This is a genomic window from Phenylobacterium sp., assembly GCF_016793225.1.
Lineage (GTDB): Bacteria > Pseudomonadota > Alphaproteobacteria > Caulobacterales > Caulobacteraceae > Phenylobacterium.
Genome location: NZ_JAEUMN010000051.1, coordinates 19810 through 40110, shown reverse-complemented (window position 1 = coordinate 40110; position 20301 = coordinate 19810). Strand labels below are relative to the sequence as shown.

Annotated in this window: 17 protein-coding genes; 5 read left to right on the top strand and 12 right to left on the bottom strand. The window is 68.2% G+C overall.

Translation table 11 applies throughout. The annotated features are described in order from the left end of the window. The first annotated feature begins 2 nt into the window (after window positions 1-2). On the top strand, window positions 3-989 hold the full coding sequence (gene virB11, locus JNK30_RS06365; RefSeq protein WP_293481219.1) for a P-type DNA transfer ATPase VirB11: 987 nt from the start codon (window positions 3-5) through the stop codon (window positions 987-989). 73 nt (window positions 990-1062) lie between these two features. Beyond that, window positions 1063-1422: a PilZ domain-containing protein gene (locus JNK30_RS06360; RefSeq protein ID WP_293481218.1), complete on the top strand. Its 360-nt coding sequence runs from the start codon at window positions 1063-1065 to the stop codon at window positions 1420-1422. 67 nt (window positions 1423-1489) lie between these two features. On the opposite strand, the gene JNK30_RS06355 is transcribed toward JNK30_RS06360, so the two are convergent. Both JNK30_RS06355 and JNK30_RS06350 read right to left on the bottom strand, forming a co-directional pair. After that, window positions 1490-3025, bottom strand: coding sequence for a DUF1501 domain-containing protein (locus JNK30_RS06355; protein WP_293481217.1), 1536 nt, complete (start codon window positions 3023-3025; stop codon window positions 1490-1492). 8 nt (window positions 3026-3033) lie between these two features. Beyond that, complete coding sequence (locus JNK30_RS06350) at window positions 3034-4674, bottom strand: DUF1800 domain-containing protein (RefSeq protein WP_293481216.1); 1641 nt, start codon at window positions 4672-4674, stop codon at window positions 3034-3036. Window positions 4675-4877: 203 nt separating this feature from the next. Between JNK30_RS06350 and JNK30_RS06345 the strand changes: the two genes are divergently transcribed. Continuing rightward, complete coding sequence (locus JNK30_RS06345) at window positions 4878-5897, top strand: calcium-binding protein (protein ID WP_293481215.1); 1020 nt, start codon at window positions 4878-4880, stop codon at window positions 5895-5897. Here the strand turns inward: JNK30_RS06345 and JNK30_RS06340 are convergent. Beyond that, window positions 5887-7614 (bottom strand): right-handed parallel beta-helix repeat-containing protein, encoded by a 1728-nt coding sequence (locus JNK30_RS06340; protein WP_293481214.1) that lies wholly within the window; start codon window positions 7612-7614, stop codon window positions 5887-5889. The genes JNK30_RS06345 and JNK30_RS06340 overlap by 11 nt on opposite strands. Window positions 7615-7723: 109 nt before the next feature. Then, on the bottom strand, window positions 7724-9397 hold the full coding sequence (locus JNK30_RS06335) for a right-handed parallel beta-helix repeat-containing protein (protein ID WP_293481213.1): 1674 nt from the start codon (window positions 9395-9397) through the stop codon (window positions 7724-7726). A 123-nt stretch (window positions 9398-9520) separates the two neighbouring features. Here JNK30_RS06335 and JNK30_RS06330 point away from each other — a divergent pair, with 123 nt between their 5' ends. Next, the gene (locus JNK30_RS06330; protein WP_293481211.1) at window positions 9521-11062 is read left to right on the top strand and encodes an oligosaccharide flippase family protein; all 1542 of its coding nucleotides are present in this window, start codon (window positions 9521-9523) and stop codon (window positions 11060-11062) included. Then, the gene (locus tag JNK30_RS06325; protein WP_293481209.1) at window positions 11059-12720 is read left to right on the top strand and encodes an O-antigen ligase; all 1662 of its coding nucleotides are present in this window, start codon (window positions 11059-11061) and stop codon (window positions 12718-12720) included. The genes JNK30_RS06330 and JNK30_RS06325 overlap by 4 nt, the downstream gene beginning before the upstream one ends. Here JNK30_RS06325 and JNK30_RS06320 read toward each other — a convergent pair. From JNK30_RS06320 to JNK30_RS06285, 8 genes are all read right to left on the bottom strand, one after another. Then, window positions 12659-13840, bottom strand: a complete 1182-nt coding sequence (locus tag JNK30_RS06320; RefSeq protein ID WP_293481207.1) for a polysaccharide pyruvyl transferase family protein — start codon at window positions 13838-13840, stop codon at window positions 12659-12661. The genes JNK30_RS06325 and JNK30_RS06320 overlap by 62 nt on opposite strands. A gap of 20 nt (window positions 13841-13860) precedes the next feature. Then, window positions 13861-14616: a hypothetical protein gene (locus JNK30_RS06315; RefSeq protein ID WP_293481206.1), complete on the bottom strand. Its 756-nt coding sequence runs from the start codon at window positions 14614-14616 to the stop codon at window positions 13861-13863. Window positions 14617-14765: 149 nt separating this feature from the next. Further along, entirely contained in the window at window positions 14766-15728 is a 963-nt protein-coding gene (locus JNK30_RS06310; RefSeq protein ID WP_293481205.1) for a glycosyltransferase family 2 protein, read from the bottom strand. A 45-nt stretch (window positions 15729-15773) separates the two neighbouring features. Next, a complete protein-coding gene (epsI, locus tag JNK30_RS06305; protein ID WP_293481204.1) occupies window positions 15774-16466 on the bottom strand; it encodes an exosortase-associated protein EpsI, V-type in 693 nt (230 codons plus the stop codon). Continuing rightward, window positions 16463-17344 carry an exosortase V gene (xrtV, locus tag JNK30_RS06300; protein ID WP_367118733.1) on the bottom strand — a complete coding sequence of 294 codons (882 nt, stop codon included), beginning with the start codon at window positions 17342-17344 and terminating at the stop codon, window positions 16463-16465. The genes epsI and xrtV overlap by 4 nt, the downstream gene beginning before the upstream one ends. Window positions 17345-17349: 5 nt before the next feature. Continuing rightward, window positions 17350-18072 (bottom strand): CpsD/CapB family tyrosine-protein kinase, encoded by a 723-nt coding sequence (locus JNK30_RS06295; protein WP_293481202.1) that lies wholly within the window; start codon window positions 18070-18072, stop codon window positions 17350-17352. Then, window positions 18069-19421, bottom strand: coding sequence for a Wzz/FepE/Etk N-terminal domain-containing protein (locus tag JNK30_RS06290; RefSeq protein WP_293481201.1), 1353 nt, complete (start codon window positions 19419-19421; stop codon window positions 18069-18071). Before JNK30_RS06290 ends, JNK30_RS06295 begins: the two co-directional genes overlap by 4 nt. Window positions 19422-19444: 23 nt before the next feature. Further along, window positions 19445-20290 (bottom strand): polysaccharide biosynthesis/export family protein, encoded by an 846-nt coding sequence (locus JNK30_RS06285; RefSeq protein WP_293481200.1) that lies wholly within the window; start codon window positions 20288-20290, stop codon window positions 19445-19447. Window positions 20291-20301: the final 11 nt, after the last annotated feature.

The following is a 20301-nucleotide window of genomic DNA, read 5'->3' as shown; positions in this document are numbered from 1 at the left end:
CCATGACCGCCAACGTCTATCTCTCGGCCTATCTCGCGCCCCTGTCGCCCTGGCTGTCGCGACCCGACGTGACCGACGTCCTGGTGAACCGCGCAGGCGAAGTCTGGGTCGAGACGACGGGCGGCGGGATGACGCGCGAGCCGGCCGACCAGCTGGACGAGAGGGCGCTGCAGCGCCTGGCCCGGCAGATCGCCGCCGCCAGCCACCAGGGCGTCAACCGCGAGCAACCCCTCCTGTCGGCCACCCTGCCGGACGGCGCCCGCGTGCAGGTGGTGGCGCCGCCTGCGACCCGCGGGGGGCTGGTGCTGGCGGTGCGCAAGCACCTGATCTCGGACCTGACGGTCGCCGACCTCGCGCGCGACGGTCTCTTCGACGCCACGACGCGCTCGGACCCCGCTCGCGACGCGCGCGACGACGCCGAGCTCGAGGCCCTGCTCGCGGCCGGCGACCATGCCGGCTTCCTCAAGCTGGCCGTCCGGCGGCGCAAGACCATCGTGATCTCGGGCGGGACCGGCAGCGGCAAGACCACCCTCCTCAACGCGCTCGTCAAGGAGATCGACCGGGACGAGCGGCTGGTGGTCATCGAGGACGCCCCGGAGGTCCGGCTCGACCATCCCAACAGCGTGGGCCTCGTCGCCGTGCGGGGCGATCTCGGCGAAGCCAAGGTGGACGCCGACCAGCTGCTGGCCGCCTCGCTGCGACTGCGGCCAGATCGCATCCTGCTGGGCGAGCTGCGCGGGCGCGAGGCGTTCGCCTTCCTTCGCGCGGTCAACAGCGGCCATCCGGGCTCGCTGACCACGGTCCACGCCGACAGTCCCGCCGGGGCCCTCGACCAGATCGCCCTCCTGGCCCTGACGTCGGGGGTCGACCTGGGCTGGGAGAAGGTCCAGACCTACGTCAGCCGGGTGATCGATATCGTCGTGCAGGTGGACCGCGTCGACGGTGCGCGGCGGGTCACCGAAGTGCGATTCCAGCCCACGGCCCCCTAGGCGCGCGAAAACGCCGCAGAATTTCGACCCGATGGGGACGTTCTCTTAAGCATAGTCGGTCATGGTGGCGGCCATGGATCGTGCCGCCAGACAGTGGATCGAGCGCCGCGCCGAGCCTCGCGAGCCGGTCAGCCTGCGCGCGCGCGTGCTGCACGGCCAGGGGCTCGCCATGTGGGCCGACTGCGTGATCCGGGACCTGAGCGCGTCGGGCGCCAAGATCGAACTGTCCCACTTCCACAAGCTTCCGCCCCGCTTCGTGCTGCTCCATTTCGAGGACGGCGTCGCGTTCGAGGTGGTCCTGAAGTGGCGCCGCGCCGACCTGGCGGGCGCAGCTTTCGAGGGCCGTCATGACCTCAAGGGCGAGGTCCCGGCGCACATGAAGGCGGCGCAGGACCAGTACATCGCCCTGAAGCCGGCCCTGGGCCTGCGCTAGAGCCAGTCCGCTCCCCCCCGAGCCATCCGGCCGGAAGAGCAAGGCGGATCGAGATCTCGAGCGCGCTTCAGACGAAGCCCAGGTAGCGCGTGCTGAAGTTCCGCACGCGCGGGAAGATCAGGTCGACGTCGCTGTCCGACACGCCGAACCACCGCCCGAGCGTGGCCCCGTACTGATCGACCGACGTGGTGGGGATCAGCGCGCCGCCCACGTTGTCCGGGTTGTTGAAGCCGTTCACGTCCGCGCCCAGGGTCGGATACTGGCCGTACATGTCGCCGCCGTTCACCGCGCCGCCCATGATGAAGTGGTGCGCGCCCCAGGCGTGGTCGGTGCCGTCCCCGTTGGTGGTGAAGCTGCGGCCGAAGTCCGAAGCCGTGAAGGTGGTCACCTGCCCGCGCCGGTCCACGCCGCCGATGTTGGAGAGCGCCGTGTCGAAGTAGCTCATGGCGTGGGCCACCTTGGCCAGCAGGTTGGGCTGGGTGGCGTTCTGGAAATCGTGGGTGTCCCAGCCGCCCAGGCTGACGAAGAACACCTGCCGCCGCACGCCCAGCACCGAACTGGCCGCGATCATCCGGGCCACCGTCTGCAGTTGCAGGGCGAGCGTGTTGGCCTCGACCCTCTGGGTCAGCGGATTGGTGTAGGCCGGGGCCGTCGCGACGCCCGTCACGGGACTCTGGCTGAAGGCGCTGTTGACCGTCGACGCCGCCGAGATCGAGCGGCTGACGGTCGTGGCGTAGTCCGCCGCGAAGTTGCTGGCGACGTTCGTGTCGGTGATCAGGCTGCGCAGGTTCGACGGACCCAGCGACGAGCCGAACAGGGTCGAGCCCTGCTGGCCCGAGATGACGACCGCGGGCTGCGCGCCGGTGGAGAGCTGGTACTGGACCACCGACTGTCCCGACAGGAACACCGCATTGCCCGCCGTGGAGATCGCGGTGAACAGCGTGTTCTGGCCGTTCATGCCGGCGACGACGTCGGCCATGCGGCCGCCCCAGCCGGTGCGCGCGCCCTCCTGCGATAGCGCCTGCCAGGTGGACTGCTGGTCGTTGTGCGAGAAGAGGCTGGTGGGAATGGCCACCGAGCGGGCCTGGTACTGCGCCTTGGTGGTGGGCTGGATCAGCGTGCCCACGTTGGCCAGCACCGCCAGCCGGCCCTGGTTGAACAGCGTCTGCAGGGGGGCCAGGAACGGGTGCAGCGCAAAGGTGCGCGACGCGGCGTTCGTGCCTTCGGGAACGCGCTGCGCCGTCCGCGGCGTGATCGGCAGGACGCCGCCCCAGGCCTCGGGCGAGCCGAGGTCCGAGACCCGCCCCGTGACCGAGCTCGTCTGGCCGACGGGCGTCGGGGCGGCGCCCACGGGCATGAGCGCGATGGGGTCCGTCCCGGTGTTGCGGGTGTCGAAGTAGCGGCCCCACGAGTCCTGGTCGGTCGCCAGCACCGTGTTGTGGGCGTCGTTGCCGCCGAAGAGGAAGATGCAGACCAGCGCCTTGTAGTCGGGCGCCGACTGCCCCGCCGCCGAACCGGCCGCGGCCAGCTGCAGGGCGAACGGCGCGCCCACGCCCAGGCTGCCCAGGGCGCCGGAAAGCCGCAGGAACCGGCGCCTGTCCATGGCCCGGCTCATCGCTGCACCAGATAGTCGGACGAGGCCATGGTCATGAAGATCGCCAGCTTCACGCGATTGAGCAGCGCCGTGTTCTGCGCCGTGCCGGCCGCAGTCGGCACGGTGATCGCGCCCACGGCCGCGACGATCCGGCTGCGCGTCGCGCTCGACATGCGGCCGTACGTCAGCAGCAGGTCCACCCGATCGACCAGGGCGTTGACGTCGTTCGCGAGGGCCACCTCCGCCGTGTAGCTGGATCGCACGTCCCGAGAACTTCCGATGCCCGCGTCGATGGTTGACTGCATGGTGTTCAGGTAGCCGGCGACCGTGACTTCATCGACGATCTGGAATTCCGGGGCCACCAGGCCCGCGTTCCCGATCCGCGTGTTCGGCGGCGAGTAGCCGGGCCGATAGAAGTTGAAGACGGACGGCGAGGTCAGCGGGCTCTGGCCCAGGGAGGTGTTCGCGCTGGTCGACGGGATCAGCCAGCCTCCGCTCGCGGACGTCGCGTTGAACGCCCGCGCCCAGTTCGCCAGGCGGATCATGGGCTCGCGCACCTTGCCGTAGTTGGGGCTGGCCGCCGTCGTCGCGTTCCGCGCCTCCGGATCCAGCAGGATCGCGCGCACGACCGCCGCCATGTCGCCCCGCACGCCCTTGCCGTTGTTGTTGAACACCGCAGCGACGCGGGCGACGTACTCCGGGCTCGGATTGCTGGTCACCAGGCGCTGGATCAACTGCTTGCCGATGAACGGCCCCACGTTCGGGTGATTGAACAGCGTGTCGAGCGCGATCTTCAGGTCGCCCTGCGGATCCGCCGTGTTGCTCGCCGGGATGGTGACGCCCAGGAAGCTCTTCGCACTGGTGGAGTGGAAGGCCGCATACGGGATCATCGAGCGGATCGTGGCGTCGTTCGTGAAGCGGCTGGCGCCGCGGAAGGTGGCGGTGCTCGGCGCCGGCGCAAAGTAACTGTAGCCCGTGAACACCTTCGCAAGGCCGCTGATGTCGTTCGCCGTGTAGGTGGGCAGGGGGCGCCCGGAGATGTCCACCTGGACCGTGCCGTCCTGGTTCAGCTGATAGAGACCGATGGTCATCAGCTGCATGACTTCGCGGGCGAAATTCTCGTCAGGGTTCCGCCCGGTGGCAGGGTCCTCCTTCTGATTGCCGAGCCAGGTCAGGTAGATCCCCATCATCGGATGGAGGCTCACCTGCTCGAGCAAGGTGCGGAAGTTGCCGAAGGCGTTCTGGCCCAGCATGTCGTAGTACGAGGCCGCGCCCCGCACGTCGATGTTGCTGTCGGCCAGCGAGATGACGAAGATCTCGGAAAGCGCGAGCTTCATCCGCTGGCGCAGCTGATCCGGCGAGGAGATGGCCTGCCGCCAGTAGCTCGCGTAGAAGTCCGGCGGCGCGAGGCCGCCGACGTCGGTGCTGATGTCGCTGACCTCGGCGAGATGGCCGCGCGGCGCCGGCATGACGATCTGCTGATCGATCCACTGGGCGTAGCCGCTGGCCCGGACCTGGCTGATGGTCGCCTCGGTCGGGCCATACGTCGCCTGGGTCAGGAAGCGCGAAGCTTCGGCCGCAGTCGGGGGCGCATCGTTGCCGCCCGTGCTCCGGGCGCCGCTGCAGGCCGCGACCAGCAGGGCGGCGATGATCGCCAACCAGCGTACGCCTCCGCGCCGCATCCCAACCCCCGATCTCACGTCCATGCCCGAGCCCCGCTGTCCGGGACTCAAAGTCTGCAATAAGAATACTACGGCTTGACCATTCGCACGGTTTAAACGCGACGAAATATCCGATCCGTCGGACGGAAAATCCGCTCCCGCCCGTTAAAGGCGAGCGCAGGAGCGTCTTGGGGGAACACATGGCGACCTTCACGGCCGGCGTGGTCGGCATCGACGTCGACATTCTGGACCTGGGTCCACTTGCACTGGCCCCGGGCGCGGGCGCGACTCCGACCTCGCTGGGTCTCAGCATCGGCGGGATCACGACCCAGATCTTCGGCTCCGGCTTCACCTTCGCATCCAGCGGCCCGCCCGCGACGGGAACCATCAACCGGATCATCGTCAGCGCCGACGCGGGCACGTTCTACGACATCACCGGGCTGCAGCAGTCGGCCGCGATGTTTCGGAACTGGGTGCTCGCGGGCGACAACGCGTCGGCCAAGGCCGGCCTCTTCGCAGCCGACGACACCTTCATCGGATCAGGGTTCGACGACCGGCTGCGCGCGTTCGCAGGCGCGGACACGATGACGGGAGGCGGCGGTGCGGACTTCCTGGACGGCGGCGAGGGCGATGACGACGTCTTCGGCGGCGTCGGTTCGGACACGATCGTCGATCCCGGCGGGGGAAACTACCTGCGCGGCGACGAGGGCGACGACCTCGTCATCGGCGGAGCCGGCTTCGACGACATCAACGGCAACATGGGCAACGACACCGTCCAGGGCGGGTTCGGCGACGACTGGGTGGTCGGCGGCAAGGACAACGACCTGGTCGTGGGCGACGACGGATCCGATCTCGTCTACGGCAATCTCGGCGACGACACCTGCGACGGCGGCGCCGGCGCGGACACGCTGCGGGGCGGGCAGTCGAACGACAGCCTGTCGGGGGGCGCGGGAAACGACTTCGTGTCAGGCGACCGCGGCGACGACACCATGACCGGAGGAACCGGCGCGGACCTGTTCCACTCCTCGCCCGACGCCGGCATCGACCGCGTCCTCGACTTCAGCGTCGCGCAGGGCGACCGCGTGATCCTGGACGCCGGCACGACCTTCACCGTGAGTCAGGTCGGCGACGACACGGTCGTTCAGCTCACCGGCGGACAGGTGGTGCTGGTGGGCGTGTCGATGTCGAGCCTTCTCAGCAGCAGCATCTTCATCGGCTGAGCGCGGCGCCGGCCGCATCGCCGCAGGTCTCGCGGCGAAGCGCCTCCAGCCGCTCCGGCGGCGCCTGGGCCTGTCCGCCGATGCTGCGGTTGTCGGCCATGGTCCAGTCGGACCCCGCGGCCCCCCTCGTGGTGATGCCGTTGCTCACATTGCCGCGCACCGTGACGGCGAGATCCTTGCCCGAGAGCTGCGCGCCCATCTTGCCGCCCACGAGGACGTTCCGTTCGATCGACACCCCGCGTACGGGCTTGTCGCTGCTCCAGCTCGTGAGGGCGGCCGCCGAGCCCTTTGTCCCCACCAGCAGGTTGCAGGCGAAGACAAGGCTGTTCTCCACGCCCTTGCCGCCGTGGAACGTCAGAGGCCGCGTCGCCCCCGCGATGGTGTTGCCGACGACCCGAACATTCTGGTTGTCGAGGTAGACGGAGAGCCCGTTGCCGTGGACGCCCTGGACGTCGGTGATCGTGTTCTGCGCCACCTCGGCGCCCACCACGTTCATGAGCATCATGCCCGTCCTGCCCACCCGGCGGACGCTGTTCCCGCTCATCTTCACGTCCGAGACGTTGGACAGCCGGACGCCCGAGCCGACGCCCACGGTATCGATCGCGTTGCCCGTGATCGTCAGGCCCCGGATGCCGCGCAGGGTGATCGCCCCCTGCCCGTTGCCCATCCACAGCCGCGAGAAGCGGTTGTTCTCGACCGCAACGCCCTCGCCCTTGTTGAGGAAGTTCTGGACGGGCACGCCGGTGCGGACATTGCCGACCACGCCCATCATGTTCTCGAAGCCCAGGCCCCGGATCGTCACGTGGGACGCCCCCCGGAGGTCGAAGCCGCCGCGTCCGGAGGCGACCGAGACCGCCCCTGCCCCTTCAGGCAGCCAGATCACCGCGGCCCGCCGATCGTCGATGAAGGCGTACTCGCCGGGCCGGTCGACCAAGGCGGGGTGGCCCACGACCGCGACGCGATCCGGACGATCCGTGTAGAACTTGAGGCCCTCCGGATTGAACAGGGCCGCCCCCTCCGCGAAGCCCGTGATGTCGCGAAGTCGAACCTGATTGCCGCGCGTCCATACGGCGATGCGGCGTTCCCCGGGCGACGAAACGCGACGGATGAGCTCGTCGGGCAAGGGGGCCCGTCCCAGCGCCAGGTCCTCGCCCGGCGCCTTGAGGAAGTGCTCGACCTCGTCGCTGTAGAACGGGTCCGGCATGTTCGGGTGCTGCGCGGCGGTCAGGAGCTGGGTCGTCGTGAAGAGCGCCGCCTCGGCCGGGACGGCGGCCGCGAACTCGGCGCGCGTGAGCTGCGCCCAGTTCGACGCCCCGCCGCAATCCTCGGCGCTGCGGCAGGCCCGCAACGCCGTCGCGGCGTCGCTCCCGTCGATGATGGCGGGGACCTTGCCTGGCGCGCTCTCGAAGATGATGGGCGCTCCGGGCGCACCGCTGCCGTTCACGACGATCGACCCGCGATAGCGCACCCCGGCCGCGAACACGATGCGGTGGCCGGCAGACAGCTTCAGCCTGGCCGGGCCGCCCTGGGCGGCGGGATCGCCGGGGGCGCGCCGCCAGGCTGTCGCCGGCGTCAGGCCATCCCGGCTGTCGTCACCCTTCTCGAAGTCGACGTAGTGAGTGAGCTGTCCGCCCTGCGACTGAGCCGGCGCGCAGAACGGGAGCGTGCCTCCCAGCCCAAGCGCGAGCGCGGCCAGGAGTATCGGTTTGACGTTCATCGGACCTCCGCGGAAGGCGGCAAGCCCGCATGTACCTATGCCCGGCGGTCCGGGGCAAACGCCAAGACCTCGCGGCTCCGACGTTCGCCCGGGTCGCCGAAGCTAGGCCTCAGCCGATGATGTCTGCGCGCGTCAGGGTTCCAACGCCGATGAGCTTGATGGAGAAGTCGGCCGCGCCGTCGCCATTGACGTCGCCCATCAGGTAGGCGTCGCCCGCCTTCACCTCATAGCGCAGCTCGCCCGCCGACCGGCTGAAGGCGGTGGTTCCGATGAAGCGGAACGCGTCGTCTCCGGCCGTCGTCGCGTTCGCGTCGATGGAGTGGACCTTGATCTTGTCGCCCTCCGCCGCGCGGAAGTCGAAGATGGTGTCGACCGCCGACCCGAGCGCCTTGGCGTCGAAGTTGAAGGTGTCGGCGCCCGCTCCGCCCCGTAACGAGTCGGCGCCCACGCCCCCGTTCAGAAGGTCGTTGCCGTCGCCGCCCGACAGCGAGTCGTTCCCGGCGAGGCCGGTCAGCGTGTCCCCGCCTTTTCCACCGACGAGGATATTGGTGTCGGCGGACTTCGCGGTGAGCTTCACGCCGAGATCGCTGGAGGCGGTCTGGGTGATCGCGCTCACGGCCTTGCTCGAGACCTCGGACGTCGGCGCCGAAATGCCGCTCATCAGCGAGCTCTTCGTCAGCGACGCGGTCGTCGTGGACAGGACGCTGTCGACCAGGGACGACGTGTAGTAGCCGCCGCTGGTGGGGTCGAAGCGCTGGACCTGGGTGTTGTCCTGGATGAACTTGGTGTTCGTGCCCTGCACATCGTCGATGTAGCCGGTCAGATTGCCGGTGATGCTGACGCTGTGCGTCTTGTCCGTCAGGTAGATGCCGGGCGCGTTCTTGCTGGTCCCGCTGCTTTGCAGGAACACGTTGTTCTGGAGGCTCGAGTCGAACGTGTTCTCCAGCCGCACGCCGATGGCGTTGCCGTTGACGACGACGTTGTTCGAGATGGTCGCCTTCGAGAACCCGAGATTGTTGCCGTTGTCGTCCAGGTAGATGCCCAGGATGGCCGTGCCATCGCCCTGCAGGATCTTATTGTTCGTGATGGAGATCCCGGTGCTCGGGCCGGTCTGCTTGGCGTCGGTCCAGAAGTGGATGAAGTCGGCATGATCGCCGTTGTTGCCCCACTGCCAGGGACGCGAGTTCGTCAGGGTGTTGCCGTCGACCTTGATGTTGCTGACATTGGCGCCGGAGATCGTGCCCGTGCGGACGTCGCCGACGGTGTTGCCCTGGATCGTGACCTCCGACGAGCTGTGCAGCACGATGCCCTTGTGGAACTTGCTGACATCGTTGGCCTGGATGGTGACGTCCTTCGACCACTCCACGGTCACGCCGCGCCCCGTGGGCAGCCCGATCACGTTGCCCGTGGAATCGAGGTCCGTGGCGCTCTGCGCGACGCCGGTGACCGCCGGCCCGCCTGTGATCTTCCCGTTCGTGAACTGGATGTCGGTGGAGCCGCTGATGCGCACCGCCGAGTGGTGAGCGAAGGTCGTCTCGTTGGGGACGAAGCTGACATCCACGTTGTCGACGTTCACGCCGGAGCTCTTGTAGACCAGCAGCGAGCGCATCACGGCCGGGTTCGAAGGGTCGGCCGACGTGATGGTGAGGTCGGTGGCGTAGGTCTTCGACTGAATTGAGACGTCGCCGTAGTTGCCGGGAGCGAGGCGAATTGTATCCCCCGCCTTGGCCGACTGCAGCGCAGCGTTCAAACCCGCAGGGTTCTTCACGAGAATATCAGCCACTGCCCCGACTCCAGTACTACTAAAGTTGTTACTGGATGCACTTGTACTGAGGGGTAATTTGGAATTGGCTAAGCGGGACGGTTAATTGTTCTTTGCCGATTGCTGGAGTAGACCGCCCACGGAGTGTCAGCCTTCCACGAGCCGCGCCGCGCTGAGCCGGTGCTGCGCGGAGGGGCGGTTGAACTCAGAGCAGGGTCGCAGGCGGCAGTGAGCGTGACGGACGAACCTCGGCAGGATGCGGGACCGGGCCGCAAAGGCGCTCGGGCTTACCTCTTCGCCTCCATGTTCGGGCAACTGTGCGCCCTGCTGCGCTACGTCGTCCTGGCCCGCATCATCGGCCCCGAGCAGCTCGGGCTGGCCGCGTTCCTGATGCTGACCGCGCAGTTCCTCGAGAATGTCAGCGACACAGGAAGCGACCGCTTCATCGTGCAGGACCGCGAGGGGGACTCGGCCCGGCTGCTCAGCGTCGTGCATTCGGCGATGACGCTGCGCGGCGTGCTGATCGCGGGGGCCTTGGTTCTGTTCGCAGGTCCCGTCGCCAAGCTCTACGGCACGCCTCAGATCGGCACGTCGATCATGTGGCTGGCCATCACCCCCTTCATCGCCGGGTTCGTCCACTATGGAATCAGGCAGGCGCAGCGCGCCCGCGACTTCCGGCCCGAAAGCGCGACCATCATCGCAGGTGAGTCGGCGGCCCTCTTGGGCACCGCCGCAGCCGCCTACATCGTCCGCGACCACACCGCGGTCATCTACGGCCTGGCCATGCGGGCGATCGCCATGGTGGTCGCATCGCACGTGACAGCGCGGCGCGCCTACCGCTGGGGCTATGCGAAGGACGAGGCGGTGCGTTTCGGCGCCTTCGCGGCGCCGCTCTTCCTGAACGGCTTCCTGCTCTTCGTCGGCTCGCAGGGCGACCGTCTGCTGATCGGGAGCACCGTGGGCCCGACGGCGCTCGGATACTATTCCGCCATCCTGCTCCTGATCCTGAGCCCGATGGCGGCCATGTCGCGGTTCATGATGACGCTGCACCTGCCGACGCTCTCGGCCAGGCGAGACGAGCAGCCCGCCTTCGATCAGGCGAGCAACCGGCTCGGCGGCCGCGCCATTGTGCTGGCGGCCGTTGCCGCCGCCGGGTTCACGCTGGTCGGCCCAGGCATGACCTGGCTCTTCTACGGCAAGGACTATCTTCAGCCGGTGCTCGTCTTCGCTCTCCTGGCCGCACTTCAGGCGCTGCGGTTCGTGAGGGTGTGGCCCAACACCATCGCGGTGGCGGTCGGCAGGAGCTCGGTGGTCACCGTCAATAACCTGGCGCGCCTTGTGGCCCTGCCGGCCGCTCTTCTGGCCGCCATGGCGGGGTGGGGGCTCGAAGGGATCGTCGCGGCCTATATCGCGGGCGAGGTGATCGCCCTGCTGGCTGCGCTTGCGCAGCTGGCGCGGCGCCGGGCGATCAACGTTCGCCGCGAGCTGAAGCGAACGGCCATGTTCTGTGTCTTCCTGGTCACCATCTGCGGTTGGGGACTGGCCATTCAGGCCGGCGTCGTGTGGACCTTCCCCGTGCTAGCCTTCATGACCGTCGCGACGGCCGCCGAGATGGCGACGCGCGAGCGGCCGGTCCTCCTTGAGGCGTTCGAAATGGCAAGGCGGAGATTGGGACGCAGACGATGAGATTCCGGTTTCGTCTTCCCGGCCTTCCCGCCCGCGGACAGCCCGCATCCGGCGTCCTGGCGCCCTACCGGCGCTTCAGCCCCCGCTGGCCGCTGCGCATCCTTTGCGCCGGGCTGTTGCTCACGGCGATGATCGCCTGGGGCATGACCTACGCCCTCACGTTCCCCTATCTCCTGGTTCCGCTGGCGGTGCCCGCTGTCGCCGTGGCGGCCATGGTCATATGGGCCCTCCCAGAGAGCAGCAACCCGCCCGTCGGCGGCCTCTCGCCACTCCTCTTCGCCTTCACCGCGGCGATGTACCTGTGGCCGAACTACCTGGCGATCGCGCTGCCCGGTCTGCCCTGGCTGACGCTCCTGCGCATCCTCGGCGTCCCCATGGCGCTTCTGCTGCTGATCTGCGTCTCGACCTCGACCGACTTCCGCAAGCAGCTCGGCGGGGTCCTGTCCACCGACGCGCTGATCTGGCGGCTGCTGGTCGGGTTCCTCGCCATTCAGTTCCTGACGATCGCCTTCTCTCCGGAGCTCGGCGGCTCCTTCGCCCGTTTCACCATCACGCTCACCAACTGGTACGCGGCGTTCTTCGTCGGCTGCTACGTGTTCAGCCGGCCTGGAGCAGCGGCGCGATGGGTGTTCCTGCTCTGGGTGTGCGCCGTCATCCTGTGCTTCATCGCCATCTGGGAAGCGCGCCTGGGGCGTCCGCCGTGGGCGGGCTACATCCCGTCCTTCCTCAGGGTCGACGATCCCGCCGTCCAGCGAACCCTCGCCGGCTCCGCGCGCGGCGGCCTGACCGCCCGAAGAGTCGCCGCGACGACGGCGCACCCGCTGATCTTCGCGGAGTTCCTGGGGCTCATCGTGCCGTTCGCCGTGCACTACGTGATGCAGAACTACGCCCTGTGGCTGCGCGTGGCCGCGGCGCTGTCCCTGCCCCTGATCGCCTACGCCATCATGCTCACCGACTCCCGCCTGGGCGTCGGCGCGGAGCTGCTGTCGATCGTGATCTACCTGTTCATGTGGGGCGCGCTGCGGTGGGCCAGGACCCGCTCCAGCATCTTCGCGCCGGCCCTGGTGCTGGCGTACCCGGTGATCTTCTCACTGTTCATCGTCGCGACCTTCGCCATCGGACGCCTCCGCGCCGAGGTCTGGGGAGGCGGCGCGGCGCAGCCCAGCACGCAGGCGCGCATCGATCAGTGGAACAGCGGGCTCCCGAAGGTCTTCGCCGCGCCCTGGGGCCACGGCATTGGCCGAGGCGGCGACGTGCTGGGCTTTGTGAACGGCGCCGGCACCCTGACCATCGACACCTACTACCTAAACCTGCTCCTCGAGTACGGCGTGCTCGGCTTCGCGGTGTACGCGTGCCTGTTCGCCCGAGGCGTCTGGGTCTCCGGCCGGGCCGGCATCTCGTCGAAGGCCACCGACGAGCTGCTGCTCCTGATTCCGATCTCCATCGCGCTGATGAACTTCATCATCATCAAGTCGGTGATGGCGTCGGAGTCCAATCACCCGCTGGTCTTCATGATGCTCGCCGCCACGCTGGCGCTCACCGCTCGCGTGCGGGCCGCGGAAAAGGAAGCGCTGGCCGAGTCCGGCGACCGCGAGGTCAAGCCGCCTTCGCGGCGACGTCCGAGAACAGCGCCCGCAGTTCGGCTGAATAGGCGCTGAGGAGCGGTTCGACCTGCTGCATGCCCTTGGCGGCCGCGGCCCCAAGTTCGTGCCGCCGGTCGAGGCAGTCCAGCAGGAAGGCCAGCGCCTGATCCGTGTCCCGGCCCTGTGTGTCGACGTACCAGGGGTAGTTGAGCTGTCCGAAGACGCCCCGGAACTTCCGGCTGTACGCCACCGGAACGACCGGCGTCAGCGCGGAGAAGGCCCCGATGCAGGCGTGCATGCGCGCGGCGGTCAGGAAGTCCAGGCTCGAGATGTAGCTCTTGGCCTCGGACGGGCCGGCGAAGTCCGGCACGCGGATGGCGTCCGGGAATTCCTGGGCCATCTGGTCCACGGCCCACCCGTCGTCATCCTTGTGGTAGTCGGCGGTCGCGTGGGTGATGAGGTGGATCTCGACATCCGGGCGTCGGGAGAGCTCGGCCAGGAAGCGGCGCGTCAGGTCGCCGTAGTGGAACGAAAGTCCGAAGTGGTTCTGCCCCTGCTCATCCCAGGATGAGAGCAGACCCGACACATTGACGCCCACGCGGAGCTTGGCGCCATTTCGCTCGCGCCCCCGGTCGTCGAACGGAAGGGCGAAGGCCACGTCGGTGGACTGCACGACCTTGGCCCGGGGCGCCAGCTTGCGCGCGAGTTCATACGAAGGGATGTCGCGAGCCACGACGGGGTGGGACCGCTTCAGCGACCAGCGCGCGAAGGCCGTATGCAGGGGCTTCGTGAACGGCCCGATGGTCTGCGGGCTCAGCAGCAGCGGGACGCCACGCAGGTGGGTCATGCCCTTCGTCAGCGAGATATAGGCATACCGAAGGTCGGAGTAGATGTCGGTGAAGCTGTCGCCGCCGCCGATATCCAGCACACAGTCGAGCCGTCCGACCTCACGCAGGAACCCGCCGGGCCCCAGGAGGGACCGCGTGTTCAGGATGAAGACCTCGGCCTCTTCGGGCCGCACATAGCTGCAGATCCCGTCGCGCATGCCCAGGATCACGAACTCGCATTCTACGCCGACGTCCTTGGCGGCCTGCTTCGCGATCGCCATGTTCGCGACCGTGAGCGCAGCCACCCCGAGGTTGCCGGAACTCGCCGAGTGCCAGAGCAGCCCGACTTTCAGCTTGGCGCGCGCCATCTTGATACGTCCTGGACGGATTAGAGCCGAAGCTGCCTGTCGGCCTTCACGACATCCTGGTTGTAGCGGGGGTGCGCGAAGCTGGAGCAGCTGTAGATCTGGCGCTGCCACATCCGGTAGGGCCCGTAGGCGAACTCCAGGTGGGTCAGTTGCGCGACCTCGTGATCCGGATGCGCCGCGTTGAACTCGCTCAGCGCGAGGGGGACGCCGGTGCGCGGGGTCACGTGGCCCAGGTCGCTGCTGTAGATGTCGTCGAGGTAGGCGAAGATCCGGGGCAGCCGCCGCTCGGGCTCGACCAGCAGGATCTCCAGGGCGTCGCGGGTCGAGGAATAGTAGTCCAGGTCGAAGGAGACAGCGCCGATCGGCGCCGGATCGTGCTTGGCGACGAAATCGCGGACCGTTTCCTTCACGAGCCCCAGCACCAGCTTGGCGTGGGTGAGGCGCTTCTTGAGCGCCTCCTGATCCATCTTGAAGTTGCTCTCCTGCCAGATGTACGGCAGGTCGCGGTAGTCTTCGGGCGGGGGAAGCCCCATGCCCGTGTCGAAGCCGTAGACCTCGATGCCCACGCCGGTGATCTTCGACACGCGGTCGGCATGGTGTTCGAGGTTCAGCAGGCCGCGGCCGCCGGCGACGCCGAACTCCAGCACGCTGATCTTCTGTAGTCCCAGACGCCTGGCGAGGTCCGCGGCGTGGAAGACGATGTACCCGTAGTGGGGCCGCTCCACGGCGTTGTGGCGGATCAGACGGGGATAGTCCTCGCCGACGAAAGCCCTCACGAGCTGCTTACGAATCTGCCTGGCGCGACCGATCATGTGATCCCCACTATTCCCCTCGGACTGGAAGCTCGGCGGGCGGGCCCGGCGCATCCTTCGCGCGTAATGCCTTAAGCCGATCTGATTGAACGAACCTTACGAGATTGCGGCCGTCATGCGACGGATATCCACGAGGGCGGACCGCGTCGGTTCAAGAGACCGTCCCGCCACCCCTCCAACGCGTAGCCGAGCTGCCGCCAGGCCCCCTTGCGCGCGAACCGGAGGAGCGCGAGCGCGAAGGCCGAGGCTGCAGCCACCGGCAGCAACGCCGGGAAACAGTCCCGCGTCACAAGCATCTTGTTTCTCTCGTCGAGGTAGATCGGTGTCTTCGGACGCAAGCGGACGGCTTCGTGCGCGCCCGTCGTCGCACCCGACCGATGCAGCACCTGCGCATCGGGCGCAAAACCGAGCCGCATCCCACGCCCGGTGGCCCGCAGACACCACTCCACCTCCTCGCAGTACAGGAAGTACTCCTCCCGCATCGGACCCGTCGTCTCGAGGAACCGTCGGCTCACGAGCATGCAGGCGCCGCTGAGGTAGGAGAGCGACCGCTCGACGGCCCGGGAGTCCACGTGATCCGCCAGGCTGGCGCCGTAGCCCATGGACACGGCGCGCGCCAGCCACCTGCGCCAACGGCCACCGTGGGCCTGCACCGTCTGGCCCGGCAGGTAGATCGTCCCGCCGACGGCGTCGCAGTCGCCGGACTGCAGGCGGTTCACGAGAGCCTCGAGCGCTCCGGCCTGCGGCTCGGTATCGGGGTTCAGGATCCACCAGGCGTCCGCGTCCGGCGCCGCGGCCATCGCGCGGTTGACCCCGCCCGCATACCCAAGGTTCGCGCCCGCATCGATCACGCGCACGGGCTGACCGGCAGGCAGGCGCGCCGGCACCTCCGAAGACAGCCGCGCGGCCCACTCCGCGCCGCCGTTCTCGCAGACGACGACCTCGAACTCGCGCCACGTGGAGCGGCTCAACGCGTCGAGACAGCGGACGATGTCTCCAGGGTTGCGGAACCCGACGATGGCGACAGCGACGCGCACGGTCAGAGTCCCCGGCGGGACGAGGCCGCGGGCCTGCATCGGAACGAGGCGCTTCCGCGCGGCATGTCGGCCTCAGTCCAAATGTCAGGCGATCTGGCTCGAGAGCTTCGTCCCGATCAGGGCGGGCCGCCCGTCCTTGCGCGACGCGGCGAGCATCTCGGGGACGAAACGGCGAAGGACCTTGAAGGATTCCTCCGGCTCGCCCACCACCGAGCAGCGCACCAGAATGCCGTCGGCGACGTAGCCTTCCATGGCGTTCTGCAGCCGTGCGTCACGCTGCTGGCCGCCGCTCTGCGGGATCCGTTCGCCCAGCCGCGTCCAGTAGAGGATGTTCTCGGTGCGCTCGCTGGTCTGTGCGATCACCCGCCGCGCCGGCAACACCCCCTGCCCCACGCGAACGTTGTCGGGCTGGGTCAGCGTCACCGTGAAGCCCACGGCGGGGTAGCAGCTCTCGGGGCGGTGCAGCTGCAGGAGGTCGCTCTGCGTGTCTCCATAGGCGGCCAGCAGCATGACCGTCGCGCCGGTGACCTTGTCGTCGTAGGTGCGCTGAACGGTCTCGCTGTAGAGCGTCTTGGCAAGGCGGCCGGCCATTTCGGGGCCGACGAGGCCTGACGAGGGGTGGGCCTGCCAGGCGCCGAAGCTCTGCGGGAGGACGTCCTCGATCTTGGCGTTGCTCTTGAGCAGCACAAGGCGCCGCCGCGGCCGCAGGCCCTCGGCCGCGGCGAGCGCGCCGACCCCGAGGCCGGCGATCAGCAGGTCTCTGCGTCTTGGCATCATGCCGCGACCTTTCCATTCCGCCAGAAGCGCGAAACCAGGCTGTCGAGCGCGAACATCAGCACCAGCGAGAGCGCGAAGAGGAACAAGCCGGCCGTGACATGCAGGAAGCCTTGGCCGACGGCGTCGCCATAGAAATAGGTGAGCAGAATGAGGATTACGATGCGGATCGCGTTCGCGATGATCGCGATGGGAATGATCATGCACACCAGGAACAGCGAGTACTGCCACGTCGCGTTGCGCAGGAGGTAGATGTAGAAGAGCGTGATGGCGATCAGGCCGACCAGCGAGTTCAGGCCCGAGCACGCGTCTTCCACCAGCAACTGGTACGGACCGACGGTCATGGTGACGCCCTCGCGCACGAGGGGGATTCCCATCAACTCGACGACGCTCGCCGACATCACCGACACAAGAAGCTTCAGCGGCGCGGTGAATTCGTCCAAGAACCACCCGGGCATGGGCAGCAGCAGGGCCAGGTAGAAGATCGGAAACCAGTTCTTCAGGAGCGTCATGACGCCGAAGCGCTGATGCAGAAGGGCGACGCCGAAGCCGTAGACGCCGGCCGTCTCGAGGCTGATCAGGTCGTACGCGCGGCCGAACACATAGACCGGCAACGACAACGCCACGGCCAGGAGCGTCAGCCCCATGTGGCCTGGCCGCCCGGTCTCGGACATGGCCGGAATCTGACGCCACAGGAGCCACGCGCCGGTCGCCAGCACGATCGGCCCATGGGCGCCGAACTCCTGGGACCAGACCTGCGCGCCAAGCCTGATGATCGTCGGAATGCCGATGATCAGGAGGGCCGCCAAGGGCGCCCAGTTTCGCAGGATTGGGCCGTACGGCGGGTCTACCGGCGCACGTTCCTCTATTGCCGCGTTCATGCCCCTCAGATCTCGCTCAACACCGTGCCCACAACCCGGGCGCCGTCTTCATGCAATTGGCTCGCCAAGTCGCTGAGCTGACTGAGCAAGGTGACGTTGGCGCGCGCGACCACGAGGGTATAGCCGACGATCGAAGCGACCTGGACGGCGTCTGCGCCGAGGTCGGCGGCAGGCGTGTCGATGACCGTGAACTGGAAATCACGAAGGCAACGGTCGACGAGGCGCTTGAAAGGCTCCCCCGACAGCAGTTCCTGAGGATATTCCGCCGTCCCGCCGGCATACAGGACCGAAAGGTTCGGCAGGACGTCCGAATGGACATAGGCGTGCAGGCGCCCGTCCTCCTCCGCCAGGAACTGTCGCAATCCCTGGGTGGGGATTTCCGGCCGGATGAACTCCTCGACCCGCGGCGCACGAAGATCCGCGTCGATAAGGAGCGTCGAAATCCCAACTTGGGACAGCGCCACCGCCAAGTTCACCGCCGTATAGGTGCAGCCGACGCCCGACGTCGGCGCGGCCACGGAAAGGCCGCGGCGGCCGTCTTCCAGGTGCCGGGCGACCATGTGGGTGCGCACGGTGCGGATCGCCTCGGCCTCGGTGGGGCGAGAGTCCGAAATGGTCACGAGATCGGCGGACAGCTCGTAACGCTGCCGCGTTTCGTCATCGGGAAGCTGACGTTCGATCGGGTTCTCCGGCGGCTGGACCGGCTGCGGACGCGGCGACGAACTCATGCACGCACCACCCTGCGGCGCAGCAGCGGCGCTGCGAGCGACGGCAGCGCGAACATCGACTTCCGCTTCGGCGTCTTGGCCGGGTTGCGGATGATGGCGAGCACGGGCGCGTCGATCGCGAGCGCGAGGTCCTCCGCGCTTCGCACCCTGCGGCCGAACAGCTCGGCCAGGAGGCCGATGAACGCGCCGAGCCCGGCGCCCCCGGCAAGGGCCGCGCCCATGATGAGGCCCTTCTTGGGGAACTCGGGCTGCTGAGGCGTGATGGCGCTGCCCAGCGGGATCACGCCCGACTCGGTCACGTCCGCTTCCTGCCGCAGCTGGGCGGCGCGGATCATCGCCTTGTTGTACTGGTCGCGGCGGAGGTCGATCTCGGCCTGCATGACCCGCAAGCGCTCGACCTTGTCGCGCTGCGCCATGACCTTGGCCTTCTGGGCCTCGAGCATTCCGCTGGTGGCGCGCGCGGCGCTGAGCGCGGCGCTGGCTGCGGCCGAGGAGGCGTTACGCGACTGGGCCACCTGCTGCGCCAGCACCTCGCGGCGCCGCTTCAGCGCCTGCAGCGTGGGGTGGTTGGGGCCCATCGACTTCGACGCCTCGGTGATCTCGGCGTCCAGCGCCGCGAGCTGCGTGGCGCTCTGGATATCCACGCCTGCGGAAGGCGCGACCATCGGCGTCGAGCCCTGGGAGGCCAGGGCGGCCAGTCGGGCGCTGTCGATGTCGACCTTGTCGTCCTGCAGGAAGACGCCGTTCTGGCGCTCGTAGTCCGACTTGGCGGCCTCGGCCTGGAACAGGACCGACTTCGCCTTCTCGGCCTGGTTCTCGTACCACTCCGCATTCCGCCGCGCGGTTTCCCGACGCGACTGCAGGGTCATGTCCATGTAGGCCTTGCGCAGCGCGTCGGCCACGATCTTGGTCTCGGCGGCCGAGGACGAGGAATACGTGATCTCGAGGATGTTGCTGCCCTGGATGAGGCTCGCATCGGCGCCCTTGACGACCTGCTGAGCGGCCCAGCGCTGGAAGTCGAGATCCTCGTCGCCGCGGCGCTCGCGGTAGCGGCGTTGGAAATTGGGGTCGTTGGCCCAGTTCAGGTCCTCGACGACCCGGCGCGCGACCTGCTGGTCCTTGACCAGCTCGATCTGCGTCTTGGTGTACGCGCGCAGGAACGCCGTCGCCATCACCTGACCAGTCACAGGGTCCGGCTTGATGACATCCAGCATCACCCGCGAGCGAGCCTCGTACCGCGGCGGCACCAGCTGGACCGTCAGGAACGCCAGCGCGAAGCAAACGATCGTGCTGCCCAGGATGAGCATCCGGTTGGCCCAGACGATCCTAAGAAATTGCAGGATGCTCATGCTTTAGCTCCGGGAACCTCTGCCTAGAACATCCGCTCGCCGACGACGAGGACGTCGCCGGGCTGGATCTCGGCGGCCATGTCGAGCTTGGTCTTCTTGCCACTGCGGGTCGCGTCGATCTTCTTGTCCGACCCCGAGGGGGTCAGGCCGCCGGCCTTCGCGATGGCCATCCGGACCGTCATGCCCGTCGCGAGCGCGTAGGCGCCGGGCGAGTTCACCTGGCCGTAGATGTAGAACTGCTCGGCGGGCGGCGCGAAGATCTTGTCACCCGAGACGACATACGGATCCTGCTCGGCGCCGCCCATGGACAGGTCGCGCACGCTGTACCGCTTTTCCTCGCCGCTCGCAGAGCGCACGACGATGAAGTCCGCGCCGCCGTCGCGGATCCCGCCGACCCGGGCGAGGATCTCCGAAAGGCGATAGGGACGGTTCATGGGGATGAGGCCGGGGGCCCCGACCGATCCGAGCACGGTGACATAGCGGCTCGCATACCCCACGACCTCCACCGTCACGATGGGATCGGCGAAGTACTGACCCGCCTGGAGCGCCTTGCGGACGGCTTCCGCCAGCTCGGCCGTGGTCCGGTCGGCCGCCTGCACCTTCCCGATCAGGGGAAGCTGGATGGTCCCGTCGGCCTGGACGCGGGCGGTGCCGCCGAAGTCGGTCCTCCCGAGAAGTCCAACCACGAGCCTGTCGTCGCGACCCAGCACGTAGTCGGACGAGGCGCTGTCGCCGAGGCCGGGCGCGGCCTGGGCCGCCTGGGCGGCCTCGGGCTGGGAGGCGGCCGCCGGGGTCTGGGCAAAGGAGGCGCCGCCGAAGACGGTGACGACCGAAGCCAACAGCGCGATGAGCAGCGTCTTGATCTTCATTCCGGTCTTCC